At 63.3% G+C, this 22,488-nt stretch carries 21 protein-coding genes; 5 read left to right on the top strand and 16 right to left on the bottom strand.

Features of this window, described 5'->3' with window-relative positions:
- Window positions 1–129: 129 nt before the first annotated feature.
- From U4Z64_RS08855 to U4Z64_RS08840, 4 genes are read right to left on the bottom strand one after another with little or no spacing between them, the layout of a single operon-like run.
- The gene (locus tag U4Z64_RS08855; RefSeq protein ID WP_321819738.1) at window positions 130–1,581 is read right to left on the bottom strand and encodes a DHA2 family efflux MFS transporter permease subunit; all 1,452 of its coding nucleotides are present in this window, start codon (window positions 1,579–1,581) and stop codon (window positions 130–132) included.
- A gap of 16 nt (window positions 1,582–1,597) precedes the next feature.
- Window positions 1,598–2,449: a pirin family protein gene (locus U4Z64_RS08850; RefSeq protein WP_321819737.1), complete on the bottom strand. Its 852-nt coding sequence runs from the start codon at window positions 2,447–2,449 to the stop codon at window positions 1,598–1,600.
- Between the two features lie 36 nt (window positions 2,450–2,485).
- Window positions 2,486–3,091, bottom strand: a complete 606-nt coding sequence (locus U4Z64_RS08845) for an FMN-dependent NADH-azoreductase (RefSeq protein WP_321819736.1) — start codon at window positions 3,089–3,091, stop codon at window positions 2,486–2,488.
- A gap of 27 nt (window positions 3,092–3,118) precedes the next feature.
- Window positions 3,119–3,697 (bottom strand): YceI family protein, encoded by a 579-nt coding sequence (locus tag U4Z64_RS08840; protein WP_321819735.1) that lies wholly within the window; start codon window positions 3,695–3,697, stop codon window positions 3,119–3,121.
- Between the two features lie 118 nt (window positions 3,698–3,815).
- Here U4Z64_RS08840 and U4Z64_RS08835 point away from each other — a divergent pair, with 118 nt between their 5' ends.
- From U4Z64_RS08835 to U4Z64_RS08825, 3 genes are all read left to right on the top strand, one after another.
- Window positions 3,816–4,739, top strand: a complete 924-nt coding sequence (locus U4Z64_RS08835; protein WP_321819734.1) for a LysR family transcriptional regulator — start codon at window positions 3,816–3,818, stop codon at window positions 4,737–4,739.
- A 131-nt stretch (window positions 4,740–4,870) separates the two neighbouring features.
- Window positions 4,871–5,737, top strand: a complete 867-nt coding sequence (locus tag U4Z64_RS08830) for an MFS transporter (protein WP_321819733.1) — start codon at window positions 4,871–4,873, stop codon at window positions 5,735–5,737.
- Window positions 5,670–5,939, top strand: coding sequence for an IclR family transcriptional regulator domain-containing protein (locus U4Z64_RS08825; RefSeq protein WP_321819884.1), 270 nt, complete (start codon window positions 5,670–5,672; stop codon window positions 5,937–5,939). Before U4Z64_RS08830 ends, U4Z64_RS08825 begins: the two co-directional genes overlap by 68 nt.
- An 84-nt stretch (window positions 5,940–6,023) precedes the next feature.
- On the opposite strand, the gene U4Z64_RS08820 is transcribed toward U4Z64_RS08825, so the two are convergent.
- From U4Z64_RS08820 to U4Z64_RS08775, 10 genes are all read right to left on the bottom strand, one after another.
- On the bottom strand, window positions 6,024–7,085 hold the full coding sequence (locus U4Z64_RS08820; protein ID WP_321819732.1) for a maleylacetate reductase: 1,062 nt from the start codon (window positions 7,083–7,085) through the stop codon (window positions 6,024–6,026).
- A gap of 38 nt (window positions 7,086–7,123) precedes the next feature.
- Window positions 7,124–7,420, bottom strand: coding sequence for a Dabb family protein (locus U4Z64_RS08815; RefSeq protein WP_321819731.1), 297 nt, complete (start codon window positions 7,418–7,420; stop codon window positions 7,124–7,126).
- Window positions 7,421–7,581: 161 nt separating this feature from the next.
- Window positions 7,582–8,805, bottom strand: a complete 1,224-nt coding sequence (gene mmsB, locus U4Z64_RS08810) for a multiple monosaccharide ABC transporter permease (protein WP_415750562.1) — start codon at window positions 8,803–8,805, stop codon at window positions 7,582–7,584.
- Window positions 8,792–10,321: a multiple monosaccharide ABC transporter ATP-binding protein gene (gene mmsA / locus U4Z64_RS08805; RefSeq protein ID WP_321819730.1), complete on the bottom strand. Its 1,530-nt coding sequence runs from the start codon at window positions 10,319–10,321 to the stop codon at window positions 8,792–8,794. The genes mmsB and mmsA overlap by 14 nt, the downstream gene beginning before the upstream one ends.
- A gap of 56 nt (window positions 10,322–10,377) precedes the next feature.
- Window positions 10,378–11,448 (bottom strand): multiple monosaccharide ABC transporter substrate-binding protein, encoded by a 1,071-nt coding sequence (gene chvE / locus U4Z64_RS08800; RefSeq protein ID WP_321819729.1) that lies wholly within the window; start codon window positions 11,446–11,448, stop codon window positions 10,378–10,380.
- 82 nt (window positions 11,449–11,530) lie between these two features.
- Window positions 11,531–12,619: a Gfo/Idh/MocA family oxidoreductase gene (locus tag U4Z64_RS08795; protein WP_321819728.1), complete on the bottom strand. Its 1,089-nt coding sequence runs from the start codon at window positions 12,617–12,619 to the stop codon at window positions 11,531–11,533.
- Between the two features lie 24 nt (window positions 12,620–12,643).
- Window positions 12,644–13,636 (bottom strand): inositol 2-dehydrogenase, encoded by a 993-nt coding sequence (gene iolG / locus U4Z64_RS08790; RefSeq protein WP_321819727.1) that lies wholly within the window; start codon window positions 13,634–13,636, stop codon window positions 12,644–12,646.
- Between the two features lie 53 nt (window positions 13,637–13,689).
- A complete protein-coding gene (locus U4Z64_RS08785; RefSeq protein WP_321819726.1) occupies window positions 13,690–14,571 on the bottom strand; it encodes a sugar phosphate isomerase/epimerase family protein in 882 nt (293 codons plus the stop codon).
- Window positions 14,572–14,638: 67 nt separating this feature from the next.
- Complete coding sequence (locus U4Z64_RS08780; RefSeq protein ID WP_321819725.1) at window positions 14,639–15,562, bottom strand: intradiol ring-cleavage dioxygenase; 924 nt, start codon at window positions 15,560–15,562, stop codon at window positions 14,639–14,641.
- Between the two features lie 144 nt (window positions 15,563–15,706).
- A complete protein-coding gene (locus U4Z64_RS08775) occupies window positions 15,707–16,621 on the bottom strand; it encodes a LysR family transcriptional regulator (protein WP_321819724.1) in 915 nt (304 codons plus the stop codon).
- A 358-nt stretch (window positions 16,622–16,979) separates the two neighbouring features.
- On the opposite strand from U4Z64_RS08775, the gene U4Z64_RS08770 reads away from it, so the two are divergent.
- Window positions 16,980–18,023: a LacI family DNA-binding transcriptional regulator gene (locus U4Z64_RS08770; protein ID WP_321819723.1), complete on the top strand. Its 1,044-nt coding sequence runs from the start codon at window positions 16,980–16,982 to the stop codon at window positions 18,021–18,023.
- A gap of 60 nt (window positions 18,024–18,083) precedes the next feature.
- Here U4Z64_RS08770 and U4Z64_RS08765 read toward each other — a convergent pair whose 3' ends face one another.
- On the bottom strand, window positions 18,084–19,271 hold the full coding sequence (locus U4Z64_RS08765) for a porin (protein ID WP_321819722.1): 1,188 nt from the start codon (window positions 19,269–19,271) through the stop codon (window positions 18,084–18,086).
- A gap of 560 nt (window positions 19,272–19,831) precedes the next feature.
- Here U4Z64_RS08765 and U4Z64_RS08760 point away from each other — a divergent pair.
- The gene (locus tag U4Z64_RS08760) at window positions 19,832–20,218 is read left to right on the top strand and encodes a hypothetical protein (protein ID WP_321819721.1); all 387 of its coding nucleotides are present in this window, start codon (window positions 19,832–19,834) and stop codon (window positions 20,216–20,218) included.
- Window positions 20,219–21,667: 1,449 nt separating this feature from the next.
- On the opposite strand, the gene U4Z64_RS08755 is transcribed toward U4Z64_RS08760, so the two are convergent.
- Complete coding sequence (locus U4Z64_RS08755) at window positions 21,668–22,456, bottom strand: enoyl-CoA hydratase/isomerase family protein (RefSeq protein ID WP_321819720.1); 789 nt, start codon at window positions 22,454–22,456, stop codon at window positions 21,668–21,670.
- Window positions 22,457–22,488: the final 32 nt, after the last annotated feature.

The following is a 22,488-nucleotide window of genomic DNA, read 5'->3' as shown; positions in this document are numbered from 1 at the left end:
TAACCGGATACTTGCACGGGAATCAAGACTCCCCCCCTTGCGGTGACCAATGCGCGAAGGCCGGCGCATTGGTGAAATGCGCCGGCCGGATCGTGAAGCCGCAAGGGAAAATGAAGCTGCGAGCCCGATTCAGATCGAAGCGGCAGACGGTGCATCGCGGGGCGCCCCCGCGGGCATGCGCGCCCGGATGAGCGCCCAGGCCAGCAGCGACGCCGCGACCGCCGAGCCGGCGCCCAGCAGGAACGCGAGGTGGTAGCCGCGATTGAGCGCGCCGACGGCATCCGCGCCGGCCGCCACCAGCCCCTCGGTGCGGGCCGCCGCCAGACTCGCGAGGATCGCCAGCCCGAGCGCGCCGCCCATCATGAACGACGTGTTGACGGCGCCCGACGCAAGCCCCGATTCGTCCGGCGTCACGTCGCTCATCGCGGCCAGCATCACCGGATTGAACACCGCGCCAGCCCCGAGACCCATCAGCAGCATGCCGGGCAGCACGTCCGCGACGAAGCGGCCGGCGGCCGGCGCGCGTGCCAGCAGCATCAGCCCGGACGCGGCGACCAGCAGCCCGGACGACAGCGTCGCGCGAATCCCGAACCGCATCACCAGCTTCGGCGACAAGCCCAGCGAAAACCCCGCCATGACGACGCTGGCCGGCAGGAACGCGAGCCCGACCTGCATCGCGCCGTAGTGCAGCACGCGCTGCAGGTACAGCGCGGAAATGAACGACCACGCGAACATCGCGGCCGCCCACAGCACGCCCACCGCGTTGGCGGCGGCCAGGTTGCGCCGCGCGAAAAGGCGCAGCGGCATCAGCGGATGCGGCACACGCGATTCGACGACGACGAACGCGATCGCGAGCGCGGCCGCGGCGCCGAGCTGGACGAGCGTCTGCGCCGACGTCCAGCCTGCCGCATTGCCATGCACGATCGCATAGACGGCCAGCATCAGCGCCCCGGTAACGGTCACCGCGCCCGCGAGATCCAGCGGCGCGCGTTCGGCCGGCGGCGTGCGCGCCGGCAGCAGCGCCGTGCACGCGGCATACACGGCCACGCCGAGCGGCAGGTTGACGAGAAAGATCCAGTGCCAGCTCAACGCGCTGGTCAGCACGCCGCCGAGCAGCACGCCGAGGCTGCCGCCGCTCGCGGCGACGAACCCGTACACGCCCATCGCCTTTGCACGATCCGCCGGCGACGTGAACAGGTTCATGATGATCGACAGCGACACAGCCGACACCAGCGCGCCGCCGAGCCCCTGCACCGCGCGCGCCGCGATCAGCAGCCCTTGCGTGTTCGCGAGCCCGCACGCGACCGACGCGAGCGTGAACAGCGCGATGCCGCGCAGGAACAGCCGGCGGTGGCCATACAGGTCACCGAGCCGCCCGCCGAGCAGCAGGAACCCGCCGAACGTCAGCAGGTACGCGTTCACCACCCAGACGAGTGACGTCTCGGCAAAGCCGAGGTCGATCCGGATGGACGGCAGCGCGACGTTCACGATGGTCGTGTCCAGCACGATCATCAGCATGCCCAGGCAAAGCACGACCAGCGCCAGCCAGCGCTTGCGTTCGTCGATCCCGTGCGTCGTCATGAAACCTCCCGTCGAATCAGCGCATCACGCCCTTGGCGCGCATTTCATGGCCGATGCGCACGATTTCGCGCTCGCCTTCCGCCAGCGCGGCCGCGCTCGTATGCACCGAGTAGTAGCCGAGATGGAGGTCGTGCGGATGCGGAATCGCGGTGCCGACCACGAAGCGCGTGTCGGTCACGGCCTCGAATTCGATCGCCGCGTCGGACTCTTCAAACACGACCAGTTCACCCTGACCGACCGCATCCGGCGTACGCAGGCTGCCGTCCATCACGGCCGTCCAGCCGACCCGGTGACCCTGCGGCGGCCGGCAGGTCCAGCGCTCGCCGGCCTTCAGCTGCACGACCAGGTAGTTGATGCCCGGCGGCGCATCGATCGGGCTGACCGCGTCGCCGCTGCGGCCGAGCAGCACGCGCGCCGGGCCGTCGGTCGGGATATCGTCGATCGACAGGTGCTGGCTGAACGCCGGTGCCAGCTCGCGCCCCGGCGGCAGTGCGACCCACAGCTGGAACGCCTTGACGGGCGGCGTGACGGAACCCGTATGCCAGACGCCGCGCCCGGCGCTCATCCATTCGATGTCGCCCGGCGCCATCGTGCCTTCGTGGCCGGTGGATTCGGCATAGGTGCCGCGTCCGTCGATCGCGAGCGTCAGCGTTGCGATGCCTGAATGCGGATGCCAGCCGAAAGCCGGCTGCCCGATCGGCGCCTGCGTGTCGATCAGGTCGAGAAACACGAACGGCTTGATCAGCTCGCCGACGTCGGACGGGCTCGCCATCCGCACGACCGGCCCGTGTGCGTGGCCGCGCGTGCGGAACACGACGTGACGCCCGGCGACGGCGGCTAGCAGCGCGGGTTCGACAGCATTCGACATGGTGGTTCTCCTGTGGCCGGCATCCGGCCCGTTGCGTCAGGCCGCGAGTGCCGCCGCCGCTTCCTTCGCCGACGCGATCGCGCCGCTGCGCTTGTCCGGCCCCATCGCGACGCCTTCCGCGCGAATGAACGTGATGTCCGTGATGCCGAGGAAGCCGAACGCATCTCTCAGATAGGTTTCCTGATGATCGAACGCGGCCACCGGCGAGCCTGCGCTGTACACGCCGCCGCGCGACGACGCGACCACCAGCTTCTTGCCGACGCACAGGCCCTCCGGCCCGTTCTCAGTGTAGCGGAACGTCTTGCCGGCCACGGAGATGCGGTCGATCCACGCCTTCAGCTGCGACGCGATGCCGAAGTTGTACATCGGTGCGCCGATGACCACGATGTCGGCCGCGAGAAAGTCGTCGAGCGCGCGCTGGCCGATCTCGACATCCGCCTGCAACGCGTCGTCGACAGGCGCGCCTTGCGCGGCCGCCAGGTGCTGGCCTGTCAGATGGCCGATCGGCGTCGCGGCGAGATCGAGGCGCGTGACCGTGAGGCCGGGATCGCGCGTGCGGAAGGTCGCGACGACCTCCGCCGACAGTTCGCGGCTGACCGAGCCTTGGCCGAGGATGCTGGAATCGATGTGCAGCAGTTTCATGAGGATGCTCCGAACGGGATGACGGGATTACTGCTTGATGGCTTCGGCCGTGATGAGCAGGCGCGTCTTCATGCTGAAGCCGTACGCCTTGCCGAAATCGACGCCGAAGTCGCCGCGGTCGAACTCGCCCACCGCGTCGACGCCGCACACTTCGCGCTTGAGCATCGGATGCGGCATGCACTTGAACGAATCGATCTTCAGCGTGAGCGGACGCGTGACGCCGTGCATCGTGAGATTGCCGACGACCGTCGCCGGCTTATCGCCATCGAACGTGATCGCCCCCTTGTAAGTCGCTTGCGGGAACTTCGCTGCGTCGAAGAACTGGTTCGACTGCAGATCCTGGTCGAGCTTCGCGCTGCCGGTATGCACCGACGCAATCGCCGTCGTCACGTCGACGGTGCCGGTTTTCGCCGCGCGGTCGAGCGTCACGGTGCCGCCCGATTTGTCGAACTTGCCGCGCCAGACCGACAGGCCGCCGATATGATCGGCCTCGAAGCTCGGATACGTATGGTCCGGATCGAACTGGTACGTCGATGCGGCGGCGAATGCGGAAAACGACAACGAGGCGGCGAGCACGCCGGCCGCGATCGTCAGGGGCTTGTTCAATTCAATCTCCTTCGGACATCAGGGGTTCGTCTGTTGCGTGAAACCAGTATGGAGATCGAAGCCGCTTTACACTAGACGGATAAATAGGATTTGATTAATCCATTTTTGGAGGAATCCAATGCTCGATCTGAATGATCTCGCGCTGTTCGTCCAGGTCGTCCGGGCCGGCAGCTTCTCGGAGGCCGCGCGACGCCTGCGCATGCCGGCCAATACGCTGAGCCGGCGCATCGACCAGCTCGAGGGGCAGATCGGCACGCGCCTGCTGCACCGCTCGACCCGCAAGCTCGCGCCGAGCACCGAAGGCCAGGCGCTGTTCGAGCGCTATGCGCCGGCGCTCGACCGGATCTTCGAGATCGAGCGGATGCATGCGGACGGGCAGGAACCGTCCGGCACGGTGCGCGTGGCGGCCATGGCCGGCCTGTTCGAATTCTTCAAGCTGGAATGGCTCGCCGAGTTCTATGCGCACTATCCGCTAATCAGCATCGACTTCCTGCTCGACGACACGCCGTCCGACCTGATCGCCGAGCGCATCGACCTCGCGTTGCGCATCGGCATCGAGACGGGCGGCAGCTTTCGCGTTCGCCGGATCGCGCCGGGCACGATGATCCTCGCCGCGAGCCCTGCCTACGTCGAACGGCGTGGCGCGCCGCGCACGCCGCGCGACCTGGCCGACCACGATTGCCTCACCGTGTCGAGCCGCCAGGGGCGCAGCATATGGCGGCTGCAGGGGCCGCGCGGCACGCAGGAAATCTCGATCGCCGGCCGCTTTTCGGTCAACGACATGCGCGTGGTCGTGCAGGCCTGCATCGCCGGACTCGGCATCGCGCTGGTGCCGCAGCTGCTCGTCGAGCCGGCGATCGAGCAAGGCAGGATGGTGCGCGTGCTGCCGTCCTATCGACGCTCGAGCACCGGCCTCGGGCTGCAGCTCGTCTACACGAGCCGCCCGCCGTTGCCGCCGGCGGTCACGCTCGTCGCCGAGTTCCTGCTGGAAAAGCTGGGGCAAGGGATACCGGGGTACCCGAAGCACACGGCCGACCGATAAGGTTTCGTTGTCGCGGCGAACGGAATTTCTTGTTGGACGTGGAATTTCGGCGCACGAACACTGCGGGGCATCGCGTCGGGCAGCAACCGAGGCCAATGCCAGGGCCCGGGGCTCCATCGCAGGAGACAGCCATGCCGGCATCAGGAAACACCATCAACGTTCGGGAATTCATCGACGAACGCCCCGTCAGCCCGTTTCAGTGGCTCGTGGGGCTGCTCACGTTCGTCGTGATCTCGCTGGACGGCTGGGATACCGTCATCATCGGCTTCGTCGTGCCGGAACTCATCAAGGAATGGGGCGTCACGAAGAGCGCACTGGCGCCGGTGCTCAGCGCCGCGCTGTTCGGTCTGGCGGCCGGCGCGCTGTTGGGCGGGCCGATCGCCGACCGGTTCGGCCGCAAGCGCGTACTGGTCGCGAGCGTGCTGGTCATCGGCGTCGGGACGCTGGCCACCGCGCACGCGACGTCGGTCGCGACGATGCTGCCGATCCGCTTCGTCACCGGGCTCGGTCTCGGCGCCGTAATGCCGAACGTCGTGACGCTGTGGTCCGAGTACGTGCCGGAGCGCCGGCGCTCGTTCCTCGTGACGGTCGTGTACAGCGGGTTCACGGTTGGTGCCGCGCTGTGCGGGTTCATCGCGGCGTGGATCATCCCGAACTACGGGTGGCGCGCAATGCTGACGGTAGGCGGTGCGCTGGCGGTGGTCTGCGTGCCGATCCTGATGCGCTGGCTGCCCGAATCGGTCGCATTCCTGACGGTTCAGCACAAGCGTCCCGAACTGATCGCGACGATCCTTTCCGCGATCGGCCGCACGCGCGTGGCCGCCGATACGACATTCTTCCTGCCCGCGCAACCGAAGGTGAAAGGCGGCGCGATCGGCACGATCCTGTCGACGCGCTATGTCGCGGGAACGGTCCTGATCTGGCTGTGCTATTTCGTCGGGCTGTTCGTCCTTTACCTGCTGTACAACTGGCTGCCGACGATGGTCGACCGACGATGAAGAACAGGAAGCGGGCATCTCATGCTACGGTGCGGCCATCCTGGGGCGTGACGGACAGCCGATCGCGGCGGTCAGCGTCAGCACCTTGCGATTCCGGCAAAAGGAGGATGTGCTCGACGCCTACGTCAAACCTCTGATGGAAGTCTGCGAAATCATTTCCAGGCGCTTCACTGATGCACCCACCATGCCCGGCGCCTTTTGATCGCCGGGCATACACGGACGTGCGAGCGATGCGGGTCCCCATCCATTGTTCCGGAAACGGCTGCAACGCGAACCCGGAGCGGCTTCATGCATGCGGCCGGCTTCCCGCCCAGGCCCGTTGAAGGAGATCGCGAAGCGGGCCCGCCTCGATAGGGCGTGGGTTCCAATACGGGTTGGACATCGCCACCTCACAGGCGCGGTCAAGGTCCTGCTCACGCAGACCGATTTCCCCCAGGCCGCCCGGCACCCCCAGTTCCCGATTCAATTCATAGAGCCCATCCGGAGCATTCTGCGCATCGAGTGCCCTCGCGATACGCGCCATCGCGTCTTCCACCACCGTGCTGTTGTACGCCAGCGCATGCGGAAGGACGATCGCATGCGTCTCGGCGTGAGGGAGGTTGAACGTGCCGCCGAGCGTATGACACAGCTTGTGATGCAGCGCCATACCGACCGTCCCGAGCACCATGCCGCACAGCCAGGCACCGTAAAGCGCGTCGCTGCGCGCCTCCATGTCCCGGTTCTGCTTCTTGATGCCCCGCAGCCCCTTCGCGAGCGAGCGGATACCCTCTTCCGCCATCAACGCCATGACGGGATTGCCGTCTTTCGCATACAAGCCCTCCGCCGCATGCGCAATTGCGTTCAGGCCACTGACGAACGATAGCTGCGCAGGCAACCCGGCCGATAGCTCCGGATCGTAGAGCACAGTCCTTGGCAGCACGTTCGCATCGCGTCCGGTCCTCTTCAAGCCGTCCTCGGTAATGCCGTAGATGGGTGTCATCTCCGAACCGGCATAGGTGGTCGGAATCGCGATGATGGGCAGCGACGACTCGAGCGCAATCGCCTTGCCGAGCCCGATCGTCGATCCGCCGCCGATGGCAACCGCGCAGTCAGCGCCGACTTCCGCCGCGTATGCCCGTGCACGACGGGCATTCTCGATGGGCACATGCATTTGCGCGCCGTCGAACACACCCGCGCTCGCCGGGCCGAGCAACGCAGCGACCGATTCTGCCTGCGATTTCTGCTGCGGCGTACACAGAATGATCGCCCGACGCGCCCCCAACCTCTCGACTTCCTGCTGGACCAGATTCATGCTGCCGGCGCCAAAAATCACGCGCGACGCATGCGTCGTATATGTAAAGTCGTACATGGAAAGGCCTTTCGCTATGAGTCAGACCGATGGGGACATCAGACGTAGTCGACCTGATGCCGCGCAATCCGGCAGTCGCCAAGCACCTGCTTGACTCTCAGATGTTCCGGGTGGGAAGCGTACGCTTCGAGATGCTCGATACTCTCGAACTCCGTGTACAGCACGACGTCGCACGCATAGTCGACCTTGCTTAAGTCCATACCGACTTCCAGTTTCGTCAGACCGGGAATCCTTCCTTCCAGGCTCTCGAATGCCGTCTTGACGAACTGCGCGGTTTCCCGCTTTTGTTCGGGCGTCTCGCCTCGAACGTCCCACATCACGATGTGCTTGATCATGTCGCTTCCGTCATTGACGCTTGTTCTCGGACAAGCGACACGTTTCCCGGAGTCGCCGCAGGCGGCGACTTGGATCATGTCGCTTGTCGCATTGCTCGCCCGTGTTCAACCGCTCGCACGGAGCGAGTCCTCCCGGTTGCTCTCGTCCGGTGCCGCGTGCCTCAACCCTTGTTCTTGTTGTACACGTCGACGAACACCGCCGCGAGCAACACGACACCCTTGATGACCTGCTGATAGTCGACACCGATGCCCATGATCGACATGCCGTTGTTCATCACGCCCATGATGAATGCGCCGACCACGGCACCGACCACCTTGCCCACCCCGCCGGACGCCGATGCGCCGCCGATGAAGCACGCTGCGATGACGTCGAGTTCGAAGCCGGTTCCCGCCTTGGGCGTGCCGCTGTTGAGCCGCGCCGCGAAGATGATGCCCGCCAGCGCGGCGAGCACACCCATGTTGACGAACGTTAGGAAACTCACTGCGGGCACGCTGACCCCGGAAAGCCGCGCCGCTTTCGCGTTACCCCCGACCGCGTAGACGCGACGGCCGATCGTCGTACGGTTCATCACGAACGTGTACACCCCGATCAGCGCGCCCATGATGACGAGCACCGTCGGCAAACCCCGGTACGACGCGAGGAGGTAGCAGAAGTAGACGATCAATCCGGTCAGCACGGCGTTCTTGGCGATCATCATCGAGAATGAGCCCTTGCCCATGCCGTACTTCGCCGCGCTCGCGCGATGGCGAAGTTCGATCGCGAAGAACGCTGCACCCACCAGGACACCGAGCACGATCGACGTGATATGAAGGTCCTCACCGCGGAACACATCGGGAATGAAACCCGAACTCACTGCCGCGAAACCGTCGGGGAACGGGCCGATCGACTGGCCCTGCAGGACCAGATTGGTCAATCCGCGAAACACCAGCATGCCGGCCAGCGTAACGATGAACGACGGCATCCGCCAGAAGGCAATCCAGTACCCCTGCACCGCGCCGATGAGCGCGCCAGTCGCAATGCAAATGACGGTGGCCGACACGTAGTTGACGTTGAACTGCACCATCAACACGGCGGCAAGCGCGCCCACGAGGCCTGCCGTCGAGCCGACCGAAAGGTCGATGTGACCGGCAACGATCACCATCAGCATCCCGAGCGCCATGATGACGATGTAGCTGTTCTGCAGCACGAGATTCGTCAGGTTCAGCGGCTGCATCAGCACGCCGCCGGTCGCGACCTGGAAGAAGACCATGATCACGATGAGCGAAAACAGCAAACCGTATTCGCTCACACCGCGCTTGATCGCGCTCATGATGTCGCTGTTCCTGGCTTCGCCTTCTTGCGGAGCCGTTGGCGAGAGAGCCTTGCGCATTTCAGATGCCTCCATTTCGCATGATTGCCCGCATGATCTTTTCCTGCGAGACTTCTTCCGAGGTGAACTCGCCGACAAACCGGCCTTCGTTCATCACATAGACGCGGTCGCACATGCCGAGAAGCTCCGGCATCTCCGAGGAAATCATGACGACGCACTTGCCCGCCGCAACCGCTTGATTGATGATGCTGTAGATCTCGTACTTCGCACCCACATCGATTCCACGGGTCGGCTCGTCGAGAATGAGCACGTCCGGCCCGGAAAACAGCCACTTGCTCAACACGACCTTCTGCTGATTGCCGCCCGACAGGTTGCCGACGACGTGCGATACCCCCTGCGCCCGGATGCGCAGCTTGGCGAGGAAGTCCGACGCAACGCTGACTTCCGCGTGTTCATTCACGACACCGTATTTCGACACGCCCGCGAGATTGGCCAGCGAGATGTTCGTCCGGATATCGTCGTCCAGGAGCAGGCCGTTGCCCTTTCTGTCCTCGGTGACATAAGCAAGCCCGGCATCGATGGCTTTACGCACGGACGACACGTTGACCGGCTTTCCATGGATCAGTACCGAGCCGCTGATGTCCTGACCGTACGTACCGCCGAATATGCTCATCGCCAGCTCGGTACGCCCCGATCCCATCAAACCGGCGATGCCGACGATTTCTCCGGCACGTGCAACCAGGTCGACACCCTTGATGACCGCACGATCCCGCTGCGTCGGATGCCGGACACGCCAGTCCCTGACTTCGAAGATGACGTCGCCGACGTTCGGTGTCCGCTTTGGATACCGATCGGACATTTCGCGACCGACCATGGCCTTGATGATGCGATCCTCGCTCACGCTTTCCGCGCGGCAATCCAGTTCGTCGACGGTCGAACCGTCGCGGATCACCGTAATGCTGTCGGCGACACGCGAGATTTCGTTGAGCTTGTGCGAGATAATGATGGACGTCACCCCGCGCTGCTTCAGGTCCAGCAGCAAATCGAGCAACGTTTCGCTGTCTCTTTCGTTCAGGCTGGCCGTGGGTTCGTCCAGAATCAGCAACCTGACCTCCTTCGACAACGCCTTCGCAATTTCCACCAGTTGCTGCTTGCCGATGCCGAGCGTACCGACCGGCGTATCGGGCGAATCGCCGAGACCGACCTTTTGAAGCAATGCCTTCGCGCACGCACGCGAGCCTTGCCAGTCGATCACGCCTCTGCGCGACTGCTCGTTGCCCAGGAAAATGTTCTCGGTGATCGACAGCATGGGCACCAGAGCGAGCTCCTGATGGATGATGATGATGCCTACCGCCTCGCTGTCGGTGATGTCCGAAAACCTGCGCTCCTCGCCGTCATACACGACCGTGCCGGCGTAAGACCCGTGCGCGTAGACGCCGCTCAGGATCTTCATCAGCGTCGATTTTCCGGCACCGTTCTCCCCGCAGATGGCATGAATCTCGCCCCTTCCGACTCGCAGGTTGACGTTATTCAGGGCCTTGACCTGGCCGAATGCCTTCCGGATGCCGTTCATCTCCAGAATGGTGTCCATCTTGATCCTCCTCGTTTCTCGCACGCCGGGTTGCGTCTCGCGCGACCGCGCTGCGGTTACTTGAGTTGCGCCTGCGTGTAATAGCCGCTGTTGATGAGCATCGCCTGAACGTTGTCCTTGTCCACGAGGACGGGTTTCACCAGATACGTCGGTACGATCTTCGCGCCGTTGTTGTAGCTCTTCGTGTCGTTCACCGCGACCGTCTTGCCGGCGAGCGCGTCGTCGACCATCGCGGCCGTGACGCTCGCGAGCTTGCGCGTATCCTTGAACACCGTCGTCGCCTGATCGCCGCGGATGATCGCCTTGATGTTCTGGATATCGGCGTCCTGCCCCGTCACCACCGGCATCGGCGCTTGCGCGGAGCCGTAGCCCACCCCCTTGAGCGACGAAATCACCCCGATGGCGATCGCGTCGTTCGGCGTCCAGACCGCATCGAGACGATCCTTGCCGTAGAACGCGCTCAGCAGGTTGTCCATGCGCGACTGGGCCGTCGCGCCATCCCAGTTGCGGGTCGCGATCTTCTCGAATGCGAGCTGCTTGCTGCGAATCACGAACTTGCCGCTGTCGATGTAGGGCTTGAGCACCGACATGCCGCCCGCGTAGACCATGTGCGCGTTGTTGTCGTCCGAGGAGCCGCCGAAGACCTCGATGTTGAACGGCGTCTTGCCGCCCTTCTTCTGCCACGCGGCGACGATGCTCTGCGCCTGCAGCACGCCCACGCCATAGTTGTCGAACGTGGCGTAGTAGTCGACGTCCTTCGTCTGGCTGATCAGGCGGTCGTACGAAATGACCTTGATGTGTTTCTTCTGCGCGTATGCGAGCACATCGGAAAAGGTCTTGCCGTCGATCGGCGCGATGATCAGCGCCTTCACACCCTTGGCGAGCATGTTCTCGACCTGGTTCACCTGCGTCGGGACATCGTAGTTTGCGTACTGCAGATCGGCCGCATAGCCCTTCGCCTTCAGTGCGTCGACCATGCTCTTGCCGTCGGTGAGCCACCGCGATTCGGTCTTGTCGGGCAGCGAGATGCCGACGACACCCTTGTTCTGCGCGAACGACGAAGCCGACACGGCGGCCAGTCCGATGCTGATACCCGCTGCAATCGCGAGGCGCTTGATGATGTTCATTTCTGTCTCCTGATATGGACTGCTATTTATTGGACGATCGTGTGATCCGATGATCCGGCCTCGATGCGAGGCCGGATCGCGCCTACTCGATGAAGACCTCGGCGCCCGCCTTGTGCGACGACGCGAACATTGCCTCGATCACGCGGCTGATGTTGTATGCCTGGGTAGCCGGAACGACCGACGGCGTGCCGTTGCGCAGCGCGTCGAAGAATGCATGCGATTCACGGTCGAAGTAGACCGGATTGCCGATTTCGGCGATGTCCGGCGAATACTCGGTCTTCTTCGTTGCCCAGATTTCCGGGAAGCTCGTTTCCTGCCACTCGGTCCAGCCCTCCGGATAGTCGCCCTTGCCTGCGTCGTAGATCTTGTAGCTCGCCGGCAGCGATCGCGACGACATGATGCCTTCCGTGCCGTAGGCCGTGATGTCCCAGCTTTCCGTCCACGGCAGCACGTCCCACGACATGAAGTCGATGGACACGATCTTGTCTTCGTAGTTGAGAACCGCGCCCGCCGCGTCTTCGCGCGACTCGTCGCCGTGGAAGCCCGGGAACTTCGTGATGCGCGCATTGACCGACCGCGGCGTGCCGAAGTGAAGCAGAATGCGGTCCACCAGATGGCATCCGATCACGAACACGGCGCCGCCGATATCGCCCGGCTGGGTCATGTGCGCCGTCCCGGCTTCGTCGTGCGAGCAGCCGCCGTGCGCACGCACCTGGACCACCTTGCCAAGACGCCCGCTCGTCAGCGCTGCCTGCATCGCGTCCACCGACGGCGCGAAGCGCCAGCAGTAACCGACCTGGACCAGGCCGCCCGTGCGCTCGACGGCCTGCACGATACGCTTCGCGTCCTCGGAGCTGCGGCCCGCCGGCTTTTCGCACAGCACGGCCTTGCCGGCTTCGAGCGCCTCGATCGTCAGATCGGCCATCCTGTCGCTTTTCGAGTGCACAAGGACCACGTGCACGTTCTCGTCGGCGAGGATGTCCTCCTTCGAGCGGGCTTCGAGCCCCAGCGCATCCACGAACGGCGTGAGCAGCGGGCTGGTGTCCCACGCGCCGAGCATCCTTGCGTCGGTTCTGCGCTGGATCGCCTTGACCCGCCCCGACGTGTGCGGGTGCGTGATGCCGAGGCATGCCACGCCAACCGTTTCTCCAGAACCCATCTTTTGCACCATGACGTATTTCCTCCCGCTCGATGGTTAGACCGTGACTGCCTTGCCGGACGTCGCGGACTCGAGCGCGCACTCCGCGAGGCGCAGCGCCTTGAGGCCGTCGTCGACCGAAGTCGGCAGCGGCGTGTTGTCGATCAGCGCGCCCACAAACGCCTGCAGTTCGCCCTTGTAGGCGTCGACGTAACGCTCCAGGAAGAAGTTGAGCAGCGGTTCGCGTACGTCGGTCGCTTCCTTGCTCCATCGACGGATGGTCGACGGGCGCAGGTTCTCCTGCAGCAGCATTCCCTTGGAGCCCGACACTTCCATGCGCTGGTCGTAGCCGTAGACGGCCTCGCGGCAGCAGTTGATGTGGCATTGCTTGCCGGACGCCGTGCGCAGCTGCACCATGACCGTGTCGAAATCGCCCAGTTCCGACAGTGACGAATCCACGAGACGACTCGCCATCGCCATCACCTCGACCGGCTCCTCGCCGAGCAGCCAGCGGGCCATGTCCAGGTCGTGGATCACCATGTCGCGGAAAATGCCGCCCGAATGCTCCACGTAGTCGCGCGGCGGCATGCCCGGATCGCGGCTCGATATGATGACCTGACGAACGTCGCCGACGTCGCCCGCGTCGATCGCCGCACGGAATGCCTGGGACGTCGGGTCGAAGCGGCGGTTGAAGGCGAGCATCACGCGCCCGTTCAGACGCTCGACTTCGCGAGCCGCGGCGAGCGATTTCTCCATGTCGAGATCGATCGGCTTTTCGCAGAGCACGGCCTTGCCGCGCGCCACGGCTTCCAGCATGAACGAGATATGGGTGTCCGTCGGGGCGCCGATGACCACCGCGTCGATATCGTCGCGCTGGAGCACGGCCATGCAGTCGGTCGACGCCTCGCAACCCAGGCGTTCGGCGAGCGAGTTGGCTGCGGCGGCGACCGGATCCGCGACCACGACGAGCTTCGCGTTCGGAATGGATGCTGCGTTGGCAGCATGGATGCGGCCGATGCGGCCAGCGCCGAGTACGGCGATTCGAATCATTTTTGTCTCCAGAAATAATGGGTTTGTACGTGGGACGCGATGCGAGCGATCCGTCAGGCCGCAGCGCCGGCTCGCGTGGAAAACTGCGCGATGGTCGTCTCGTACGCGCGTTTGGCCATCTGCTCGAGCGGCAGCTTGCGGAACGGCTCCGAAATCAGTTCGACCCCGTAGTACGGCAGGTCGCAGCCCGCCTGCTCGAGTGCATCGACGAATGCGCGGCAATCGGCCGCCCCTTCGCCGCACAGCTGGCGGTTGAAGGTCGAGTCATCCAGCAGCGTGCCGCGGATTTGCGCGGCGACATCATCCAGTTCCACGCCCTTGATGAAGCGCGCCGGAATACTGGCGACTTCGCTGTAGGGGCTGCCAAAACGGGCAACGTGCCAGTGATCGACCATCAGGCCGCCATTGGGCTGGTTGGCCTCTCGCGCAATCTTCAGTGCATCGCCGATGTTCCGGATCACGGAGAACGGCATGAACTCGATCGCGACCGTTGCACCGACCGCAGCCACGTCCTCGCACAGCTTCGCGAATGCATCCGTCATGCGCTGGAAGTCGGCCGGGCTTTCGTCGAAAGGGCTCGCACCGATCTTCAGGTTACGCATCCCCAGCTCGGCGCCCAGTTCGATCGCGCGGTGGCGGAAGCGGTCCGATCTGGCGCGCGGCTCGCCATCGAGGTACCAGTCCATCAGGATTTCGAGTTCGAAGTACTTCATTCCCGTATCGTCGAGAATCCGCTTCACGCCCGAAATCCCGTACTGCCCGACGCTGTGTTCCAGATCGTCGAGGATGAGGCCGATGCCGCGCCAGCCGGCTTGCGACGCAGCCGCTGCGCGATCGCGCAATGAATATGGACTGATTTCGGTCGGGGCGCCGGGGTAGACATCGCCGGCAAGCGTCCAGTAGGCGGCCAGCAGTTCTTTGCGTTTCGCGTTCATGTTCAGGAGTCCAATAGTTCTGATCGTTGCGAGTGTTCAGCGGTGCGCTTTTGCGCGTGCCGTGCGATTACGGGTGGCGTGGCTCGCGCTCGCCGACGGGCGCTAGCGTGAAATCCCACTTCACCGACCAGAACGGCGCGTCGAGGCCGGCCTTCTGTGCGGTGTCACGGTCGTCGATCTTCCGAAAGTCGGCGATCAATTCGCGCTTGACGCCGAATACGGCGTCTTCCGGCAGATACGGGCAGTCGGGTGTGAAGATGTGCGTGATCACTGGCTCGTAGCCCGGCGCGGTCACGATGAAGTGCAAATGCGCAGCGCGGTTCGGATGCCGCCCCATCGCGCCGAGCAGCTTGCCCACGGGGCCGTCGGACGGAATCGGATAGTGGCGCGGCTTGACCGACCTGAACGCATAAGCACCGTCGCGATCCGACGTGAACACGCCGCGCAGGTTCGAATCAGGCTGGATGCCTTTCTGCTGCACATCGTAGAAGCCGTCGTCGTTCGTCTGCCAGACTTCGAGCTTCGCGCCCGGAATCGGCTCGCCCGCGATGTCCGTCACACGTCCGGACACGACGAGCGGTTCGCCCTTGCCGTCGAGGCAGATGTTCGCGCCGTTCTCGTACGCCGGCGCGTTCGCAACATAGAACGGGCCGAGAATCGTGTTCGGCGTCGCGCCGTTCGGGCGGCGATGATTGATCGCATCGACCAGCATCGAGATGCCGAGAATGTCGGACAGCAGGATGTATTCCTGTCGCCACTCGTTGCACATCTGGCCGGTCTCGGTGAGAAAGCGAATGGCGGCAAACCACTCTTCGTGCGTGGGTTCGATTTCTTTCACGGCCGCGTGAAGATGCTTGACCAGCACCGACATCACTCGCTTGAGGCGCGGATCGACCGGTTCGCCCATGCGGGCGTTCACCACGTCGGCGGAATGTTCCTCGTCGAAATACGGCGAAGGGAATGGCGAATCAGAGGATGCAACCTGTTGCATGAAGCGTCTCCTTCAATGTCTTGTGCAGCTTTGAAGGCAGTCTATATTTGCCCTTGCCGGCAAAACAGAGTCAAAAAGAGAATCTATTTCCCGGACCGCGGGAAAGTCGCTCGCGGCTCGCTATCGACATGATGGCGTGCGCCATCACTCGGTCCAGAGCCGCTCGAAATCATTCCCGCGGAATCGTTCGACGAGCGCGTCGATGAACAAACGAACCTTCACGGGCATGTGCGAGCGCGTCTGGAACGCGATGTTCATCGTGAGTCGCGGCAAGTCCCACTCGTCCAGCACGGGGATGAGTCGGCCAGCCTTGATGTCGTCGTAGATGATGTACTTGGGCTGAACCAGAATGCCCATGCCGTCGAGCGCGGCGACTCGCAATATCTGACCGTCGTTCGATTCGAGCAAGGGCTTGACCTTGACGAGCACGCATTCGCCGTCGCGCTGGAACGCGAGGTCGCGCGGGTTGTCCGCGAGCCCGTAGTTGAGCAGTTTGTGCTTGCCGAGCTCCGCGGGAAATCTTGGCGAACCATGCACCGCCAAGTAGCTCGGCGCGGCGGCAAGCACGCGCCGTGTCGACGCGAGCCGGCGCACGGTGATGTTGCTGTCGGCCTCCAGCACCTTCGTCCGGACCGCGACATCGATGCCGTTTTCGATGATGTCGTAATAGCGATTGGCAGCAACGACATCAACCGTGATATCCGGATAGCGCGCGGTAAATTCCGGAAGCATCGGCGCGATGTGCAACATGCAGAACGACAGCGAGGCCGTCACCTTGAGCACGCCGCTCGGGCGCGCCGTTGCGTCCTTGACGACCAGCTCGGCCTCTCCGAGGTCCGCCAGGATCGATTTGCAGCGCCGATGGAACTCCGCGCCCGCCTCGGTCAGAAAGAGATTGCGCGTCGTCCGGCGCACGAGTTGCACGCCGAGACGGCTCTCGAGAGAAATCAGGTAGCGGCTCGCTGCGGAGATGGACAGGTCGACCGCCTCGGCGGCCCGGCTGATGCTGCCGGTCTCCGCCACCTCCACGAACAGTTGCACTTCCTTGAACTGATCCATCGCCCTGTTTCATCCCGGTGATTCACATGTCCCGGACGGTGCCGCACGCCACATGCCACCGCCGGACGAACGCCACTGCCCTTCAAGCGTGGAAAGAATACGACAGCCCACGCATCAATATCACTTCAGAAATCCATCAAAAAACCATCAGACTCGGGGATTTCCCGGCACTGTTCGTGCCGCCGTCGTGGCCAGAGGTAGCTCTGGTTCTGGCGCCCCAATTTTCGACAATGGGGATAGAAGCGAAGCCCCACGGGTTCCGGAATACTCGGGAATCCCGGCGTCACGACCACAGCGGCATGTACGGGATTGAGCTATCATCGTTCCATCAAAAGAACATCATGTGGAGACGCACGCCGTGGCCCACCGCTTTCTGATCAAGGAAATCGCCCTTCAGGCGGGCGTTGGTGTCGCGACGGTCGATCGCGTCGTCAACAACCGCGGCAACGTGCGCGACCACACGCGAAAACGTGTGGAGCAAGCGATCAAGGAATTGGAAAAGCAGGCGCTCTATTCGGTTGCGGCCGGAAGAAAGCTCAGCGTCGACGTGGTCGTGGAAGCGCCCAACCGATTCGCGGCTGAAATCAAGGACGCGCTGGAAGCGGAACTGCCCACGCTGCAACCCGCGATATTCCGCCCGCGGTATTTCATGCAGGAGACGATGCAGACACGGGAGGTCGTCGATGCGCTGCGTTCGATTGCCAATCACGGCAGCCACGGCGTTTTTCTGAAAGCGCGCGACGTGCCCGAGATCGCGAACGCCATCGGCGAACTCAAACGCGCCGGCATTCCCGTCGTCACGACATTCACCGACATCCCGCTCTCCGATCGAATCGCCTATACGGGCCTCGACAATCGGGTCGCGGGAGCGACCGCCGCCTACCTGCTCACGCAATGGCTGCCCGACCAGCCCGCCAACGTGCTCATCACCATGAGCGATGAACGCTTCAGGGGCGAAGAGGAGCGCGAAATCAGCTTCCGACGCGCGTTGCGCACCCGGCACCCGCGCGTTTCGCTCATTGACGCGAGCGGAGGGCATGGGCTCGACGGCCCGACTGAAAAGCTGGTCAGTCAGGCGCTCGGTCGCGAGGACAACATCGCCGCCGTCTATTCGATGGGCGGCGGCAATCGCGCGATCCTGCGAGCACTGGATGCACTGGGAAAAACACCGAAGTGCTTCATCGGCCACGACCTCGACTGCGACAACATCGAGTTGCTGAGAGAAGGCAGGATTCACGCAATCCTTTACCACGACCTTCGACAGGACATGCGCGCGGCGTGCCAGCACGTGATGAGCTTTCACAAGATGTTGCCTGCATCGGCGATTTCGCATACGTCATCGGTCGTCGTCATCACACCGGAGAACGTGCCAGAACACGTCGCCGGCCGCTTTCGCGGTTAGCCGCGCGAATTGCCCTCGAGTAACCAGGGCATTCGAGCGGCCGGGTCACTACGCCCCACGTCAAAAACGCGTAGCGATGCCCGCGATCACGCCAAACTGGCTTTTTCCGTAATCCGGATTCGTCGCGGAAGCACTGGCGCTGGCCCGATCGAAGTCAGAATTGGCGCCATACAGCCCGCTATCGAGACCGAGGTTCGACGTCGAACTGTTGCGGACGTAGCCCAGCTCCGTATACAGGAGCGTACGTTTGGATAACGAATAGTTCACGCCCAGCGTAAACAGCGTCGCATTGCCGTTACCCCGATTCGCGTTGGCGTGATAGACCGCCCCGGTAATGGCCAGCGCCGGCGTGCTCTGCCAGATCGCGCCAATCCATTCATGATCGACTGCCGTGGGCAGCGACGTGCCGGCCGGCAGCGCGGTCGGCGCGGCGCTGCCGAAATACCCTGCGTTCGATGCATCGGGTGCGCTCAAGTGCTGATACCCGACATACGCGACGACCGGCCCGAACGCATACGTTGCCCCCGTGAGTATCGAGCGCGACGCGAGATACACGTTACTGAACTTTCCGTTCTGGTCGCGGACTTCGTCATACGTCGCCTGCCAGAACAGGCCGGCGTTCTGGTATGACAGCTTGATGCCATCCGTGCGCCCCTGCGCGCTACCGAGGCCCGTCGACGTGCCGAGCTGTCCGGGCGCGCTGCCGGGATTGCCGGCATTCCATTTCGGTGAATTCGTCAGATCGTATTGCGCCTGGAGGACGAAGCCGGCGATCTTCGGCGACAGGTATTCGATGCCATTGCCCGCCTGCGAAAAGATCCGGCCTCGCACCAGCGTCCCGATCGCGTACTTCTTCGTCTGCTGCGGATCGACATCGCCGGAATACTGGCTGATCTCCGCCGAGCCCATGTTGCCGAACTTGAGTTGACCCCAGGTGGCATTTTTCAGCCCGACCGTTGCCTGACCCGCGAAGAAACTGCCGTTTGCCAGACTGCCGTTCTGCGTGTTCAGACGCGACTCCAGCTGGAAGATGGCCTCGGTGCCGCCGCCGAGATCCTCCGCGCCCGTCAGTCCGAATCGCGATTGCGCCCAACCGCCGCTTTGCGCTCCGAAGACACGCCCCTTCGCCTGCCCGGTCTCGTATTGAAGCCCATTGTCGACAATGCCATAGAGCGTCACGTTGCTCTGTGCGCTAGCCGAAACCGCCGCCGTCACTGCCGTTATCCCAAACAACACCTTTTTCATCATGTCTCCGCTCCTGTATTTGGACTTTCTCTTTTTTGTCTGGCGAGCTGGATCTTTCCCCTGCTCGCCGGTACAGCGCCATCGTTCATCGTTATTGAGTAAGGTGCCTCCCGGAGATCGAACCGAACCAGTCGTCGAACCTCGTCCTTCTCGAAAACAAGATAGGAATGCGAATCAGATATGATCGTTGTTCGCCTATCTTTAGACGTAGGTAAGCAATGCGACCTTTCCGGAGGATGCGGTCAGGAGAAAAGGGGAGACGTCAACTCGAACGCATGGTAAGCGTCCATCTGTACGTCGCCATATTGTCGACTCCGTTCGTGTCCGTATCCTGCTTTCCGGCGAGTGTATATTCGTCGCACGCAACAACCCAGATCGGAATGAGGAATCTATTTCCCAATCACCGGGAAAGTGGCAAGAAGTCAGACGCGGCGAACTGCTGACGGCTACAACCTGCTCTCACGGCAGTCTCGACATCAAGCTCTCTTCGCCAAGGGAGGAAGGTATTCGGCCCGTACGAGATCACTTCGCATCGTCGCGACGACAACCGCGATTCGGTCGATATGCTCGCCGTGCTGCTGAAGATGGAGAATTATGCGCCGCGCATCGCGTGCCGCTACGCGCCGCCCTTGATGCGCCTCGACCGGTCGATGCACGAAGTCGATGGGTTCGAGCTGCGGCAGCAGTCATCCTTCGATGAACGCTTCGACACCTTTGGGCGCGCATGCTCATGGGGATCCGCTACCAAGCTCGCATCGAATCCGAGATGCTTTCTAACCACGGTCCACAGTGACTTCAGGTCCTGCTTCGCCCGCAAAAATGCCAACAGCAGGTCGCAACGCGAACGGATCGGGTTCAGCCGACAGGGTGCGGAAATTCTAAACGCGCATGCTCTGGCAATGGAATCGAAGGCCGTGCCGGGATTCCCGGCGACGCGTAATAGGCGATAATCGAGGCTATAGGCACAAGACAATGAGCGGCAAGGGACTAGGTGTTTTGCCGCTCATCGGCGAGATCCGCACAGTTCGCTCGCTGCTTCCGCGACGGCTTCAGGCGTTACGGCCGCGGCGGCCTTTCCAGCCGCCTTCTTTGCGACGACTGCCCGTCGGCTTCTCGTCTTTTTTCGGCAACGCTGCTCGACGGGCGCCCTTTCGTGCGAGCCACTGTCGTACGCGTCGATTTTGTGGGTTTCGATTCCGTTGCGCAACTACAGCAAGGCGCTCGAGCAAACGGTGAGGGAAGCGGAGACGCGCGATCGCGGCGAACCAGGTCGGCGCCGCCGACCGGCGCGCGACGCCGACAGGAACGCGCCGTGGGTCACGGCACTTGCTGCAGGCTGCGTCAGCCTCGGCTGCAACATTGGGGATCGCGCGCAGCGCGTCGCCGCTGAAGGTGCCTTGTGAAGCGGTCCCCTGCCCGCCTTTGTCCGCAAATGAAAGCCCGGATAGTCGCTACTATCCGCGCCTTCATTTTCTAATTCCCCGTCGGGCTGATGATAAGCCCGGGAAGCGCAGGCTCGGCACTCAAACAGCAACCATTTGATTTAAAACCAATATTTATTGGGGCCAGCCTGGAGCGCCGCATGCAGTCTAGATTGCTCTAACCGGAAAATTGCACGGAAGGCAAAGTCACCTCGTCAAGCGGCGGTGAGGCCCTGTTCTGGTAAGGCCTCGAGCGCCGCTGTTGCCGGACTCCTTGTCGAGGCTGCGGCGAGATAGCGCGCGCAACTCTGTGCTTTGCCGTGCGCATTTCGGAAGACGGTCTGTTTTCACCGTTAGTGCTTCAGCCTGACTGTCTTGGCTATAAAATTTACGAATCACGAGCAAGGTCACGAAGGGAATCGCGAGGAACAGACATGCGTACCGGCACAGCATCATGTCTGCCCCCCGCTACCTATTCCCACTCGGCGATCAGGGATGCGTTCCGGTGAGGCTGCGTACTGCCCGCAAACCCAGTCTCCACGGGCATCCTCCATAACTAGAGAAAGAGCGACTCTAGTTTCTCGGGCTCGAGGCAACGATCGCGATGGGCAGCAGCGGAGAGGATTCGTCTGGAATCTCGTGGGAGCCGACGGTCAGGCCACGACCGTCGTGCATGTGTCCGCGACTGGCGACCGATGATCGGGCCAGCCTGCGGATCGCGGCAATGCCCGGCATCGGCGTCGAGGTTCTGCCGCGAGAGCAGAAGACATCCGGCATCGCGACCGGCCGGTTATCGCATCTACTTCCCGATCTCTGTACGACGCCAGGCCTCATCCATGCAATCTTCCCGACGCGCCGCGAGTAGGGTTCCGGCCGTTCGTCATCGGCTCGGCGTGCTCGTCGACGGATTTGAAGCACTGGATCGTTGCCATTAGCGCTCCGTCCGCACTGGCTCGGCATGCGCGCAAGGCCGACCCATCAGCGACCATAAAACGTAACCGGTTCGGGTTCCACACCCTGCTTCATCGCTTCGACGCGCGCGGTCCGTCCCCTCCGCGCGTCCTCGGTATTGTGCAGCGGCATCCCGAGATCGAGCACGACCTGGTCGGCGCCCGGCACGCCGCCCGCCGACCAGGCCTTCAGCAGTGCGCGGATCGCAGCATACGAACGTGTCGGGCCATTCGAGAGCCGGACCGCCAGATCCCGCGCCGCTTGCTCGACCTCTTCTTCCGGCACCACGAAGGCGGCGATACCCAGTTCGCCGGCCGTCGTCCCCGACATCACCTCGCTCAACATCACGTAGCGCGCCGCACGGGCCGGCCCCGCTCGCTCCGCAATCCGCTGAACTGCGCCGCAGACGGGTATCGTGCCGACCGACGGCTCGATGCAGCGGAACGATGCGTTGTCCGCCGCGACGACCAGGTCGCACGCGAGCGCCAGTTCGAACGCCCCGCCCCACGCACGGCCGCGCACCGCGCATACGGTCGGAATCTGCAGCGCCTCGATCTTGCGGTATGCGTGATGCATGTCGCTGATGAACGTGCGCCACGCGTTGAACTCCTTGTCGATGAAATCGAGGATATCGCCGCCCTGACTGAAGTTCGGGCCCGCTGCGCGGACGAGCAGCACGCGGATATCCGACTCGCTGGCCGCATGAATCGCGTCGCTCAGGTGTTCGGAAAACGCGTTGGCGATCAGGTTGAGCGGCGGGTTGTCGAGCACGATGTGGCCAACGGAACCGTGACGCTCGAAACGGACGGATGTCATGGGTGTCTCCTTGATGGAAATGGTGCCCGGGT

Source organism: Burkholderia sp. BCC1996, from assembly GCF_905339955.1.
In the GTDB taxonomy this organism is placed as follows: domain Bacteria; phylum Pseudomonadota; class Gammaproteobacteria; order Burkholderiales; family Burkholderiaceae; genus Burkholderia.
Note: the sequence above shows the minus strand (reverse complement) of the source record. Positions and strands in the feature narration are given on the sequence as shown.

Coding starts and splice junctions, on each gene's coding strand:
- U4Z64_RS08855 (WP_321819738.1), bottom strand. CDS start 1,581: ATGACGACGCACGGGATCGACGAACGCAAGCGCTGGCTGGCGCTGGTC.
- U4Z64_RS08850 (WP_321819737.1), bottom strand. CDS start 2,449: ATGTCGAATGCTGTCGAACCCGCGCTGCTAGCCGCCGTCGCCGGGCGT.
- U4Z64_RS08845 (WP_321819736.1), bottom strand. CDS start 3,091: ATGAAACTGCTGCACATCGATTCCAGCATCCTCGGCCAAGGCTCGGTC.
- U4Z64_RS08835 (WP_321819734.1), top strand. CDS start 3,816: ATGCTCGATCTGAATGATCTCGCGCTGTTCGTCCAGGTCGTCCGGGCC.
- U4Z64_RS08830 (WP_321819733.1), top strand. CDS start 4,871: ATGCCGGCATCAGGAAACACCATCAACGTTCGGGAATTCATCGACGAA.
- U4Z64_RS08820 (WP_321819732.1), bottom strand. CDS start 7,085: ATGTACGACTTTACATATACGACGCATGCGTCGCGCGTGATTTTTGGC.
- U4Z64_RS08815 (WP_321819731.1), bottom strand. CDS start 7,420: ATGATCAAGCACATCGTGATGTGGGACGTTCGAGGCGAGACGCCCGAA.
- mmsB (WP_415750562.1), bottom strand. CDS start 8,805: ATGGAGGCATCTGAAATGCGCAAGGCTCTCTCGCCAACGGCTCCGCAA.
- mmsA (WP_321819730.1), bottom strand. CDS start 10,321: ATGGACACCATTCTGGAGATGAACGGCATCCGGAAGGCATTCGGCCAG.
- chvE (WP_321819729.1), bottom strand. CDS start 11,448: ATGAACATCATCAAGCGCCTCGCGATTGCAGCGGGTATCAGCATCGGA.
- U4Z64_RS08795 (WP_321819728.1), bottom strand. CDS start 12,619: ATGGTGCAAAAGATGGGTTCTGGAGAAACGGTTGGCGTGGCATGCCTC.
- iolG (WP_321819727.1), bottom strand. CDS start 13,636: ATGATTCGAATCGCCGTACTCGGCGCTGGCCGCATCGGCCGCATCCAT.
- U4Z64_RS08785 (WP_321819726.1), bottom strand. CDS start 14,571: ATGAACGCGAAACGCAAAGAACTGCTGGCCGCCTACTGGACGCTTGCC.
- U4Z64_RS08780 (WP_321819725.1), bottom strand. CDS start 15,562: ATGCAACAGGTTGCATCCTCTGATTCGCCATTCCCTTCGCCGTATTTC.
- U4Z64_RS08775 (WP_321819724.1), bottom strand. CDS start 16,621: ATGGATCAGTTCAAGGAAGTGCAACTGTTCGTGGAGGTGGCGGAGACC.
- U4Z64_RS08765 (WP_321819722.1), bottom strand. CDS start 19,271: ATGATGAAAAAGGTGTTGTTTGGGATAACGGCAGTGACGGCGGCGGTT.
- U4Z64_RS08760 (WP_321819721.1), top strand. CDS start 19,832: ATGCTCGCCGTGCTGCTGAAGATGGAGAATTATGCGCCGCGCATCGCG.
- U4Z64_RS08755 (WP_321819720.1), bottom strand. CDS start 22,456: ATGACATCCGTCCGTTTCGAGCGTCACGGTTCCGTTGGCCACATCGTG.